This window comes from Klebsiella sp. 141153, from assembly GCF_032601995.1.
Lineage (GTDB): Bacteria > Pseudomonadota > Gammaproteobacteria > Enterobacterales > Enterobacteriaceae > Klebsiella > Klebsiella aerogenes.
In genome coordinates, this window is sequence record NZ_JAQIRJ010000004.1 from 353,456 (window position 1) to 364,748 (window position 11,293).

Here is an 11,293-nt window from a genome sequence, read left to right on the forward strand (position 1 = left end):
TTTACTCCTTATCTTTGGGATCCGGCAAACGCCAGAAATCGAAAAAGTTAAACCAGTCGAGCGGCGACTGCAGCGCGTAGTGTTCCAGCCGTTCGGCGTAGCGGTCGATGCATTGCTGGAGCGCCTGTTGGCGATCGGCGCGCGGCAGCAGCAGCGGATCGGCGAACGGCTCGCAGTAAATGCGCAGTTTGTCCTGCTGGCGGAGAGCGAAAATCAAATTCACCGGGCAGCGCAAAATAGCCGCGAGAATGAACGGCCCCTGCGGGAAGGGGGCGTCTTGTCCCATAAAACGGCTCCAGCAGACGCGCCATTCGCCGCCGCGCTGCGGGTTAACCGCAATACGGTCGCCGACAATAGCGATCCATTCGCCGCGATCCAGCTTTTCTTGCAACAGCATGGCGGTTTCCGGGCCGATATCGGTCACCGGCATCAGGTTGAGTCCGGCCTGAGGCGCCATCTCCGCCATAATTTGTTTAAAACGTTGCGCGTTTTCGCTGAATACCAGGGCGTTGATGGTTTTGCTGCCCTGCAGTTGCGCCAGCGCGCGGCAGGCCTCGACATCGCCGAGATGCGAGGCCAGCAGTAGTTTTCCTCGCGGATCGCTGATATTCAGCGTCTCCTCGGCGCCTGCGGCAAAGACCACGTCGCGACCAAACTGTAGCTCGCCGCGCCAGCTGGCGATTTTATCCAGCATCGCCTCGCCAAAGCGCAGGAAGTGCCGGTAGCTGGTCAGGGTTGGCGGTATCGGCATCTGGCGCGCGGCGAGCTGTTCGCGCGCGCGGGTGATCCATTGTTGCGACGCGCGGCGCGCCGTCGCGGCCGTCAGCCAGTACACGCCGACTACCGGATAAAGCAGCAGCGTGAACGCCTTGCGCCCCAGCAGCCGCCACACCAGCAGCATCAGGCGCATTCCCCATAATCCTTTTACCTCCTGCTGGCGCGCCCAGTGCGGCGAGGCGCGGCGAAACAGCAGCGACGGCATCCGCGGCAGCATGCCGAGGAACAGACGCGTGTGCATCAGCGAGATGCGGCAGTTATCTTTGAAGGCATCAAAATGCGACAAACCGTCCGGTGGATAGGTCACGCGGGTCGGAACAAAGTAGCTGGTATTCCCCTGCCAGTAGAGGCGCACCATCACTTCGGTATCGAAATCCATACGCTGGCCGAGCGTCACGCGCTGCGCCAGCCGTAGCGTTGGCGTTATCGGATAGACGCGAAAGCCGCACATGCTGTCTTTCAACTGCAGCGACAGCGTTTCAATCCATACCCAGACGTGGGTTATCCAGCGCCCGTACAGGCGCGAACGCGGGATAGAGTCGTCGTAAATCGGCTGCCCGGAAATCAGCGCTTCAGGATGCGTCTGCGCCAGCGCCAGCAGTTGCGGAATATCTTCGATGGCGTGCTGACCATCGGCATCGACCTGCACCGCATGGCTGAACCCGGCTTCCGCCGCGGCCTGTAGCCCACGGATCACCGCTGCGCCTTTGCCCGCGTTCTGTGGTAAGCGGATTAGGGTCAGGCTGGCGGTTTCCGCCGCCAGCCGCTCCAGCTGCTGCCGCGTACTGGTATCGCTGCCGTCGTCCACCACGATGCACGGCAGGCCAAAGGGCTGCAGGCGCGCCAGCACCCGCGGCATCATTGCGCCGTGGTTATAGCAGGGGATCAGAACGCAGGGAGAGAAATCTAGCGGCATAAGCGAATTTTCCCGCTGCTGGCGGTGTGTCGCGCTTCGCCGTCGTGGCGCAGATAGCTAAACGTCAGAGTCTGGCGCGCCTCCTGCCAGTTGAGGGCGAGCGTAACGGTCGTGTCCGGCAATAGCGGCGACTGGAACTTCACATTCTGAACGCTGTGAAAACGCCAGCCGGGGGCCAGCAGCATGGTGGCGTAATGCATCGCCCAGTCCATCTGCGCGACGCCGGGGAGCAGCGGCTGCACGGCAAAATGGCCGCGAAACCAGAATAGCGCCGGGTCGAGAGAGAGTACGATTTCAACCCGATCGGCTTGCGGCTGACGGCGCTCAATTTCATGGGGCTTCATGAAATAACTCCTGTAATTGCGCGTAGACACGCTTGTTCATGCTGTTAACGGGGATCTCGTCAATCACCCGCCAGTAGCGAGGGATGGCCACAGGTTCCAGCAAGGCGCGCAGCGCTTTTCGCCACTGTAATTCCTGACTTTTTCCCCAGCGGCGACGGGCGTCTGGGTGCAGAACTAACAACGCGCCAACGCTCTGGCGACTGCCGCGGGTAATAGGCAGGGCGGCGGCATCAAGAATGCCATCCAGTTCCAGTAATCGATGTTCCACTTCGCTTAGTGAAATGCGTTTCTCTTCAATTTTCACCACCCGGTCGCGACGACCTGCCAGCTGGAATTGACCGCTTTCATTGAAATGCAAAATATCATCGATAACCAGGCCGTTATCGTCGGCGATAAGCGGCGAAAATAGACGAATTGTGTTGCCCTGCGGCTGAAAGCGAATGCCGGGGAACGGCTGCCACGGCGTATCATCCTGCAGGCGCTGGCGGCAGGCGATAACTCCGCTTTCCGTGCTGCCGTAAATTTCATCCGGCCAGACAGCAAACCAACTGGCGGTTTGCACCGCATCCTGCCACAGAAGCTTGCCACCGGCGGACAAAATCATCGCGACCGGTGGCGGGGGCAACTGGCGATCGAGACGTTTGAGGAAAGCCGGACTGCTGATAAAAAGATAGCGATGGTCAGGGTTCAATGCCGTTAACTGCTCGGCGTACTCAATCATCGCCGCGTGGAGCGGCAAACCTAGCGCCATGGGCAGGAACAGGCGGAACGTCAGGCCATATAAATGCTGTGGCGCGACTGATGCCACTACCCGGCAGTCTGCCAGGCGTCCGGCATAGTGCGCGGCTAACAGCGCCGCCTCGCGGTCGAGACTCTTGACGGGCTTACTAATTCGCTTCGGTTCACCGGTAGAACCGGAGGTAAAAAGCTCAATATCGGCGTCATCGTCGATTGCCGGGAATGCGTATTCGTGGGGGGCGGTCGTCATGGCGGAATGCACAACCTGTAGCGGCCCGCGCCACGCCAGCGCCTTATCGCTCAATGTGCCGTCGAAAAGCGCCCGCTGTTCGTTTAATAACGACGCGCGACTGTGGCCGGGAAGCACAGGCGTTTTTCCCGCATGCAGCGTGGCCAGCAGGGCGACCAGAAACAGGTAGCTGTTATCAAAACAGAGCGCCCAGCGTTCGCCTTGCTGTTGCTGCAAACAGGCAAGCAGCAGGGCGACATCGTAGCGCAGATGCGCCAGCGTCCAGCGGTGTTCTTCCTGCCACGCAATCAGCGTGTCCGCCGGACGCGCTGTGCTGAGCCACTGGGCCAGCATAAGGGGCTGCTTCATGGTTTATCTCGTTTAATCATCTGCTGGCGGGTCAGCCACTCGCCGGCCATCAGAGTTCCCATCAGAAGATAGGAAATCATGCCGTTCCACGCCGTCCACAGGGACATATCGCCGTATAGCGCAGTAAACAGCGCAACGCCGCCGTTGAGGATGAAAAAGGCGCACCAGATTTGGGTAACCCGGCGGGTGTAACGCACGGCGCGCTCGGGAAGAACCGGTTCCCGCAGCCGCGCCAGGCGCTCGACTATCGGCATGCTTGACCACAGCGAACCGCCAAACACTGCCAGCATGACGCTATTTACTACTACCGGATAAAACAGCAGCAGCTGATGGGTTTTTAGCAGATAGCTGGCAATGCACAGCGTCATGCCGGCTGCCGCTACGACCTGAGTAACCACGCTCAGTGGCCCCGCCTGTCGCCGGGTCTGGCGAAAGCGTAAAAACAGCAGCAGCGCCATTAACGGTAGTAGCCATTGCAGACTGTTATGCGCGAGGCCAAACCAGACTAAGAACGGCCAGGCCAGCAGCAATACCCCTGTCATTAACGGAACGACCGGCAGCGAGCGTATGCCCGACACGGTGAATTACGCTTCTTTCAGTAAGTGTTCTACCGCATCGACGACATCCTGCACGGTACGTACGGTTTTAAACTCTTCTGGCTTGATTTTCTTGCCGATTTTCTTTTGCAGATGGACGATCATGTCGATGGCGTCGATGCTGTCCAGTTCGAGATCTTCGTACAGGCGGGCCTCAGGTTTAATATCCTGCGGATCGATTTCAAATACCTTCACCAGCAGCGAGGAGACTTCTTCGTAAATGGCTTGTTGTTCGGTCATGACGGTTCTCCTCAGGCACGCTGCGCTTGAATAAATGATGCCAGCGTGGCGACGGAGAAGAAGTGCTGACGCATCTCTTCGCTCTCAGCCGACAGCACCACGCCGTACTGATTTTTCACCGCCAGGCCCAGCTCCAGCGCATCGATGGAGTCCAGACCCAGGCCATCGCCAAACAGGGCGGCATCGGTGTCGATATCATCAGCGGACAACTCGTCCAGGTTCAATGTACTGATTATCAGATTCTTAATTTCAAGATAAAGCGCTTGCATCATTAATTCCTGTTTCAGGTGTAGTGCCTGATTCTAATTTAAGCAAAATATGCCGGTTTAACTGCCGTGCGGCCAGCGCCGGTTCTTGTTTATTTGCCTCGTAAAACTGGTCTATTCGCAGCCGTTCTCCGACTTCGACGGTAAATAACGGCTTCGTTCGCGGCGCGTCGTACCATTTGCTCTGTTTACCCAGCATATGCTCGGTGCAGCGGATGATGACGACGCGCAAGTCGCTGCCGCAGCGCACGGCGATATTGGCCGCGCCGCGCTGTAGCTGCATTTTTTCTCCCGGCACCGTTCGGGTTCCTTCCGGGAAAATCAAAATGGTATCGCCCTGCTGTAAGCGCTGCCGGCTGGCCGGGAGCAGGGCATCGGCGCGATCGTTAATCAAATAATCCGCCGCGCGGATCACACCGCTGACAAATGGGTTTTTCAGCAACGCGCTTTTCACCAGGCAGTCGGTCTCCGGCATCACCGAGGCCAGCATAACGTAGTCGATAAGGCTGGGATGGTTGGCGACCACCAGGCAACCGCGTTCCTGACGTAAAATATCGCGCCCTTTAATCTGGTAATCGAGTACGCCGACGCCTTTCACCACGCTGAGAAAACAGCGGAAACTGAGCGAAATACTGCGCCGTGCGATGCGGCGACGGCGGGCCTTATCGCGCAACAGAATCAGCAATAGATTGAACCAAACAACAGAGAGCAGCAGCCCGCCAAGGCCAAACAGCGCGAAACAAAAACCGGTCATCGCCGCGCGCCAGAGCCGATTAAGGCGACACAGAAGAGTGTTCATGAACGGCTCCACTGCCATTGCACGCGTTCGCCGGGCAGCGTGAATGCGCGCGCATTCTGCAAATAATACTGTAAAAACAACAGGCTTTGCGGCAGCGTGCTCTCTTCGACTGCGTCATGACGTTGCGCTTTGCAGCGCCATTGGCTTCCCGCTTCAATGACCCACGCCACCGCGTAGGGCCAGGTTGGCATCGCCGGTGGTAGCTGCGAGTGATAAAATTCAGGCAGAAAACCATCGAAATCCACCATCAAGACGCGCTGATAGCCCGCCTGTAGTAGAGCCATCACTTCATATAAACCCTGTTGGAAAGTATCGCGTCCAGCGGAAAGCGATGACGATGCAATGGGTTTTTTCGCTGCAATCGTCAGATTGCCGACGGCGGAGTTATGTACCGATAGGGCGAAATCGGTAGGCGAGAGCGCCTGCTCCAGCGCCAGAGCGTGCAGGATGCGATAGTTGCGCTCGAGTTCGCCGTGACGGCTGGTATAGAGAACGGCGTCGATCTCATGGCGGCGCAGCATCGCCAGCCCGCACTCCACGGCCAGCCTGCTGCCTGAACTGAGTCGACGGGCGGTCATCATCGGTAATTCGCTAAGTTTGGCCGGCGCCGCGGTTGGATCGATGGCGTGCAAATGCTGTGACCACCGTTGCCACTGCTCGGTGCCACTGACTCCAGGCGCGAAGGCCTGCCAATCAACTATGTTAAATGCAAATGTCATCTACACGCGTCCGCGAAAAATCAATTATTCTTCTGACATATCAACAAGGTATGCCCAACGCCTAAATTATCGTGGCGTTGTTCTACCCGGAAACCCGCCATTTCCAGATAGCGATAAAACTTCTCTACGCTGTAGAAACGACTGTTGCCGTTGGCCATACAGGTAAAGTAGAGCGAAGACGCATTCAGACTAAATGATGCTGCTTCAAACTTCTGCGCATCCCAGAACAGCTCCAGAATACACAGGCGCGCGCCGGGTTTCATGACCTGCGCGACGTTACTGAGTAGGGTGATAATTTGTTCCGGGGAAAAACAGTCAAGGAACTGGCTCATCCACCAGATATCCGCCTCTCCTGGTAAGGGGGCGTCACTCAGCATATCCACAGCATGACAGTCAATGCGATGGGTAAGGCCCGCATTTTCTATATTTTCGCGGGCCAGCGCAATTTGTTGTGGCAAATCTAATAACGTAATCGCGATATTTTCATCATACTCACAGCAGCGCAGCGCCCACTTACCGGTATTTCCGCCGACATCGTACAGGGTTGCGGGCCGACTGGCGAATACATGTGGCAGCGCGGCGCTGAACGCACCGTCGGAATAGTAATGATCGAAAGCAAACCAGCTTTTACGCGCCGCTTGCGGAAGTTGCGATAATGCCGGGTAAATTGTTGGCCACTCACCAAAAACTTTTAAACCAGATGGTTTACCTTCCTGTAACGCATTTTCCAGAAAGAATAATCCCTGATAACAAACGTCCTGAGTAAAATCCATATTTACACGGGTCATCGTATCATGGAGTAAGAAATGTCCCACTTTAGCGAGGTAATAGCGTTCTTCTTTATAGGTAACAATACGACCGCTTAATCCCATATCCAACAAAACGCCTACAGCATATTCATTTCCCTCACAATTTTCGCTAATTGCTTCAAGGGTCGCGCCGCGTTTACCTTGCCGATCGAGATAACCGAGGATACCTGAGTTACGCAGACATAACGCGGTTTGAAAGAGCATGGGGGCGAAAGCGATGCGTTGCGCTTCCGTGATGGCATCCAGCGCGCTAAGAGAGTCCTGTTGATACACGTTCGGCACAACCTTTTATATCAATGTGAGGGGAACGGGCCAATACTGGCCCGTTGGGGAGTTTACTTCTGCAACGCCGTATTAGCGGCGAGGGCGACCTGAATATCTTTATCGAGATTATGCACCCAGCGATTATAGTTTCTATGAATCTTTCCGCCGGAAGCCATCAGGTTAAGGCTACTCACGTAATTAATAGAATAACCTGTTGCAGAGTAGTTAATTTTAATATCCGCGGAGTGGGCCCGGTTTTGTAAATGTCCTTTGATAACGCCAGGGCCTGCATCGGACATAATCCATTCACGCTGGACACCAGCCTGGAGAATAGCGCTTTTGACCTGAGCTTCAGTATGACCCGCGCTAACCGTAGTTTGGACCTGTTCGATCGGCGCGGTGCGCGCGCAACCCGCCAGCGCGCCGACAACCGTGGCGGCAACAATCCAGTGAATAACCTTTTTCATGAATACTCCCTATTAATATATTGGTTGAGAAAATACTTAGGTCAATGGCAAAAATAATAATGTCGTCGTGATGTCGTGTTTTTTATTCAGGTTGTTTATTAAATTTGCTTTACTTTAAAAATGTGACAGATAAATATCCTAATGTTATAGGAATGCTGATTTTAGGATAAAACGACGGCGCAGGTACGCTGCGGGGCGAAGTATAAGTAAATTAACTCTGCTTAATCAATGAATATCATCGGTAAGTTATGTCGTAATTTTACGACTTTTAAATTGCAAATCGCCGTTTAATTATTGGCAGGGTAATATTGCAGATAAAGGGCTGCTTTTTTGTACACGCCGTGATAATAGTGAAGCGTGTCGTATCAATTTGGTGGACCCCGATGCCTGAACCCGTCGCCGAACCCGTGCTCAGTGGATTGCGCCTCAATCTGCGGATTGTCTCCGTCGTTATTTTCAACTTTGCCAGCTATCTCACTATCGGCCTGCCGTTGGCGGTTTTGCCGGGCTACGTTCACGATGTGATGGGATTTAGCGCCTTCTGGGCCGGGCTGGTGATTAGCCTGCAGTATTTCGCCACGCTACTGAGCCGACCGCACGCCGGGCGCTATGCCGACCTGCTAGGGCCGAAAAAAATTGTCGTTTTCGGCCTGTGCGGCTGTTTTCTGAGCGGCTTGAGCTACCTGCTGGCAGCCTGGAGTAGCGGTTGGCCGCTGCTGAGTCTGCTGCTGTTATGTCTGGGACGAGCGATCCTCGGCATTGGCCAGAGCTTTGCCGGCACGGGGTCGACGCTATGGGGCGTAGGCGTTGTCGGCTCGCTGCATATCGGGCGGGTGATTTCGTGGAACGGCATTGTGACCTACGGCGCGATGGCGATGGGCGCGCCGCTGGGCGTGCTGTGCTATTCATACATTGGCCTCAGCGGCCTGGCGATGGTCATTATGGCGGTTGCTCTGGTGGCTATCATTTGCGCGCTACCGCGAACGGCGGTGAAGGCAACGAAAGGGAAAACGATGTCATTTCGTGCGGTGCTCGGCCGGGTTTGGCCTTACGGCATGGCGCTGGCGTTGGCTTCTGCCGGCTTTGGGGTTATCGCGACCTTTATTACCCTGTTTTATGACGCGAAAGGCTGGGATGGCGCGGCCTTTGCGTTAACGCTGTTCAGCTGCGCGTTTGTCGGCACGCGGCTGTTTTTTCCCAACGGCATTAACCGCTTAGGCGGCCTGAACGTGGCGATGCTCTGTTTTAGCGTGGAGGTTATTGGCCTGCTGCTGGTGGGCTTTGCACAGACGCCGCTGATGGCGAAAGTCGGGACTTTCCTCACCGGCGCGGGGTTCTCGCTGGTCTTCCCGGCGCTGGGTGTGGTGGCGGTAAAAGCCGTGCCGCAGCACAATCAGGGCTCGGCGCTGGCGACCTATACCGTCTTTATGGATTTGTCGTTGGGGATAACCGGGCCGCTGGCCGGGCTTTTGATGGCGTGGACCGGGATACCGACGATTTATCTGGCGGCGGCAGGGCTGGTGATGGCCGCGCTACTGCTGGGCTGGCGGTTAAAAAAACGGCCCCCGGTGGTTGAACCGGAGGCCGCTGCATCAGGGCAATAAAATTAGTTAATGACCAGCGTGTTGACGATGCTTTCCGCTTCGGTTTGCGCCTGCTGCTGGTTGTCCGCTGGCAGTGTGACCTGCAGGGTCAGCAGTTTGTCATCGACCTTACCGAGCAGCACGGAAGACCATGCGGTCTGCCCCTTGGCGGAGATGATGCTGTCCAGTTGCTGTAAGGTGTGGCCTTTAATCTCAATAGATTTGTTAGACACAACCTGCAGCTGCGGGTCGCGGCTGCGCTGCTGATCTTCCAGACGTTTGGACAGCACCGCCAGATCTTCATTAGTGCTGTCGCCAACAATCACGATCACCGCTTTCTGGCCGGTGGCGTCGGAATAGACGTGCATATTGTTGGCCTGGGTACCGAGCTTACCGCTCTGATCTGCCATACCCGCAGGCAGGGTGAAGCTCAGTTTACCATCCAGCAGGCTAATCGCCTGGCCGCTGGTGTTGCTCTCTGCTGCTGCCCCGACGGTCGGCGCTTTTGAATCGCTGTTATCACAGGCCGCAAGCCCCATAACCAGCAGGCCAATACCGACATATTTAACCAAATTGCGCATTGACATCTTCCTTTCGATAAACGGCCATTAACGGCTCATCCGGTTATCTTATCACAACCGTTAGCGAGTACCTTTAACCTGGCTGCAATGCCGACAAATCAGATTTATCCGCCAGTCTTTTCAACAGCATATTCAACAGCACGCCGTACATCGGCAGGAAGAAGACGATGCTGATGAGCACTTTAAAGCAGTAGTCGACGGTGGCGATTTCCCCCCAGTGGGCGGCCATAAACGGATCCGGGCTGCGCCAGAAGGCGATGAAGAAGAAAGCCAGGGTATCGCTGACGTTGCCAAACAGGGTCGACGCGGTCGGTGCCAGCCACCAGCGGCGATTCTGACGCAGGCGGTTGAAGACGTGGACATCGAGAATTTGCCCCAGCGCATAGGCCATAAAGCTGGCGGCGGCGATACGGGCAACGAACAGGTTAAAGGTGCCCAGCGCGGCAAAGCCCTGCCACTCGCCCATATAAAACAGCGCCGAAATGCCATAGGAAATAATCAGCGCCGGGATCATCACCGCGAAGATGATGCGTCGCGCCAGCGGGGCGCCGAAAATGCGTACCGTCAGATCGGTGGCGAGAAAAATAAAGGGAAAACTGAACGCGCCCCAGGTGGTATGGAAACCAAAAATGGAGATCGGCAGCTGGACCAGATAGTTGCTGGAGGTAATCACCAGCAGATGAAATAGCGAAAGCCAGACGAGCGCTTTCTTACGCTGTACGGTAGTAAAGGGATTCATATTGTGACCTTTTTATGCCCGTCATGCTTCATATCAATGAAGGAATCGGGAGCGGAACGTTGGGGTGAGGGAACCCAATTAAAAACGGCTGCATGATACTGCGTTGCGAGCGTAATGCAATGGTTGTTTTTCGCGCAAACGTTAACCTGGCTTGCGTACTGGCGAAGTGGGGGTAAACTAGGGCCGTTTTGTTGAAGTGAGATAAAAATGAGCGAACTTTTCTCCAGTCCTGACCATACGCTGGACGCCCTGGGGCTCCGCTGCCCGGAGCCGGTGATGATGGTGCGTAAAACCGTACGCACCATGCCGGTGGGCGAGACCCTGCTGATTATTGCCGACGACCCGGCCACCACCCGCGATATCCCCGGTTTTTGCCTCTTTATGGAGCATGAACTGGTGGCGCAGGAAACCGAAGCCCTGCCGTACCGTTATCTGATCCGTAAAAGCCACTGAGCCCATCCCGGATAGCGGCGCCTTGCGCCTTATCTGGGCTACCCAACGCTCCGGAACCGTAGCCCTGCTAAGCGCAGCGCGAGCAGGGAATACCCCCGGATGGCGGCGTGTTGCGCCTTATCCGGGCTACTCAATGGTCTGGAACCGTAGCCCTGCTAAGCGCAGCGCGAGCAGGGAATATCCCCGGATAGCGGCGCGTAGCGCCTTATCCGGGCTACCCAACGATCCGGAACCGTAACCCTGTTAAGCGTAGCGCAAGCAGGGAATATCCCCGGATGGCGGCGCGTTGCGCCTTATCCGGGCTACCCAAAGGCCTGGAACCGTAGCCCTCTCAAGCGCAGCGCGAGCAGGGAATATCCCCGGATGGCGGCGCGTTGCGCCTTATCCGGGCTACCCAAAGGCCT

14 protein-coding genes are annotated in these 11,293 nt (G+C 56.2%); 2 read left to right on the top strand and 12 right to left on the bottom strand.

What is annotated here, in order from left to right; translation table 11 throughout:
• Window position 1: 1 nt before the first annotated feature.
• The 10 genes from PGS10_RS10190 to PGS10_RS10235 form a co-directional block, all read right to left on the bottom strand.
• A complete protein-coding gene (locus PGS10_RS10190; RefSeq protein WP_047047889.1) occupies window positions 2-1,693 on the bottom strand; it encodes a glycosyltransferase family 2 protein in 1,692 nt (563 codons plus the stop codon).
• A complete protein-coding gene (locus PGS10_RS10195) occupies window positions 1,684-2,037 on the bottom strand; it encodes a hydroxymyristoyl-ACP dehydratase (protein WP_045397064.1) in 354 nt (117 codons plus the stop codon). The genes PGS10_RS10190 and PGS10_RS10195 overlap by 10 nt, the downstream gene beginning before the upstream one ends.
• Window positions 2,024-3,373 carry an AMP-binding protein gene (locus PGS10_RS10200; RefSeq protein WP_316422833.1) on the bottom strand — a complete coding sequence of 450 codons (1,350 nt, stop codon included), beginning with the start codon at window positions 3,371-3,373 and terminating at the stop codon, window positions 2,024-2,026. The genes PGS10_RS10195 and PGS10_RS10200 overlap by 14 nt, the downstream gene beginning before the upstream one ends.
• Window positions 3,370-3,951, bottom strand: coding sequence for a hypothetical protein (locus PGS10_RS10205; protein WP_045397056.1), 582 nt, complete (start codon window positions 3,949-3,951; stop codon window positions 3,370-3,372). Before PGS10_RS10205 ends, PGS10_RS10200 begins: the two co-directional genes overlap by 4 nt.
• Window positions 3,952-3,957: 6 nt before the next feature.
• Window positions 3,958-4,209 (bottom strand): acyl carrier protein, encoded by a 252-nt coding sequence (locus PGS10_RS10210; RefSeq protein WP_047047899.1) that lies wholly within the window; start codon window positions 4,207-4,209, stop codon window positions 3,958-3,960.
• 11 nt (window positions 4,210-4,220) lie between these two features.
• Complete coding sequence (locus PGS10_RS10215) at window positions 4,221-4,478, bottom strand: phosphopantetheine-binding protein (protein ID WP_045397051.1); 258 nt, start codon at window positions 4,476-4,478, stop codon at window positions 4,221-4,223.
• A complete protein-coding gene (locus PGS10_RS10220) occupies window positions 4,459-5,274 on the bottom strand; it encodes a lysophospholipid acyltransferase family protein (RefSeq protein WP_063415704.1) in 816 nt (271 codons plus the stop codon). The genes PGS10_RS10215 and PGS10_RS10220 overlap by 20 nt, the downstream gene beginning before the upstream one ends.
• On the bottom strand, window positions 5,271-5,993 hold the full coding sequence (locus tag PGS10_RS10225) for a beta-ketoacyl synthase chain length factor (RefSeq protein ID WP_047065888.1): 723 nt from the start codon (window positions 5,991-5,993) through the stop codon (window positions 5,271-5,273). Before PGS10_RS10225 ends, PGS10_RS10220 begins: the two co-directional genes overlap by 4 nt.
• 20 nt (window positions 5,994-6,013) lie before the next feature.
• Window positions 6,014-7,075, bottom strand: a complete 1,062-nt coding sequence (locus PGS10_RS10230; protein ID WP_045397037.1) for a methyltransferase — start codon at window positions 7,073-7,075, stop codon at window positions 6,014-6,016.
• Between the two features lie 62 nt (window positions 7,076-7,137).
• Window positions 7,138-7,533 (bottom strand): lipoprotein, encoded by a 396-nt coding sequence (locus PGS10_RS10235; protein WP_045397034.1) that lies wholly within the window; start codon window positions 7,531-7,533, stop codon window positions 7,138-7,140.
• A 383-nt stretch (window positions 7,534-7,916) separates the two neighbouring features.
• Here PGS10_RS10235 and PGS10_RS10240 point away from each other — a divergent pair, with 383 nt between their 5' ends.
• A complete protein-coding gene (locus PGS10_RS10240) occupies window positions 7,917-9,137 on the top strand; it encodes an MFS transporter (RefSeq protein ID WP_063415702.1) in 1,221 nt (406 codons plus the stop codon).
• Between the two features lie 2 nt (window positions 9,138-9,139).
• Here PGS10_RS10240 and PGS10_RS10245 read toward each other — a convergent pair whose 3' ends face one another.
• Complete coding sequence (locus tag PGS10_RS10245) at window positions 9,140-9,697, bottom strand: DcrB family lipoprotein (RefSeq protein ID WP_045397026.1); 558 nt, start codon at window positions 9,695-9,697, stop codon at window positions 9,140-9,142.
• Window positions 9,698-9,770: 73 nt separating this feature from the next.
• The gene (locus PGS10_RS10250) at window positions 9,771-10,436 is read right to left on the bottom strand and encodes a 7-cyano-7-deazaguanine/7-aminomethyl-7-deazaguanine transporter (RefSeq protein ID WP_045375765.1); all 666 of its coding nucleotides are present in this window, start codon (window positions 10,434-10,436) and stop codon (window positions 9,771-9,773) included.
• Window positions 10,437-10,643: 207 nt separating this feature from the next.
• Between PGS10_RS10250 and tusA the strand changes: the two genes are divergently transcribed.
• Window positions 10,644-10,889 carry a sulfurtransferase TusA gene (tusA, locus tag PGS10_RS10255; RefSeq protein WP_015703711.1) on the top strand — a complete coding sequence of 82 codons (246 nt, stop codon included), beginning with the start codon at window positions 10,644-10,646 and terminating at the stop codon, window positions 10,887-10,889.
• The last annotated feature ends 404 nt before the right edge of the window (window positions 10,890-11,293 follow it).

Coding starts and splice junctions, on each gene's coding strand:
- PGS10_RS10190 (WP_047047889.1), bottom strand. CDS start 1,693: ATGCCGCTAGATTTCTCTCCCTGCGTTCTGATCCCCTGCTATAACCAC.
- PGS10_RS10195 (WP_045397064.1), bottom strand. CDS start 2,037: ATGAAGCCCCATGAAATTGAGCGCCGTCAGCCGCAAGCCGATCGGGTT.
- PGS10_RS10200 (WP_316422833.1), bottom strand. CDS start 3,373: ATGAAGCAGCCCCTTATGCTGGCCCAGTGGCTCAGCACAGCGCGTCCG.
- PGS10_RS10210 (WP_047047899.1), bottom strand. CDS start 4,209: ATGACCGAACAACAAGCCATTTACGAAGAAGTCTCCTCGCTGCTGGTG.
- PGS10_RS10215 (WP_045397051.1), bottom strand. CDS start 4,478: ATGCAAGCGCTTTATCTTGAAATTAAGAATCTGATAATCAGTACATTG.
- PGS10_RS10220 (WP_063415704.1), bottom strand. CDS start 5,274: ATGAACACTCTTCTGTGTCGCCTTAATCGGCTCTGGCGCGCGGCGATG.
- PGS10_RS10225 (WP_047065888.1), bottom strand. CDS start 5,993: ATGACATTTGCATTTAACATAGTTGATTGGCAGGCCTTCGCGCCTGGA.
- PGS10_RS10235 (WP_045397034.1), bottom strand. CDS start 7,533: ATGAAAAAGGTTATTCACTGGATTGTTGCCGCCACGGTTGTCGGCGCG.
- PGS10_RS10240 (WP_063415702.1), top strand. CDS start 7,917: ATGCCTGAACCCGTCGCCGAACCCGTGCTCAGTGGATTGCGCCTCAAT.
- PGS10_RS10245 (WP_045397026.1), bottom strand. CDS start 9,697: ATGCGCAATTTGGTTAAATATGTCGGTATTGGCCTGCTGGTTATGGGG.
- PGS10_RS10250 (WP_045375765.1), bottom strand. CDS start 10,436: ATGAATCCCTTTACTACCGTACAGCGTAAGAAAGCGCTCGTCTGGCTT.
- tusA (WP_015703711.1), top strand. CDS start 10,644: ATGAGCGAACTTTTCTCCAGTCCTGACCATACGCTGGACGCCCTGGGG.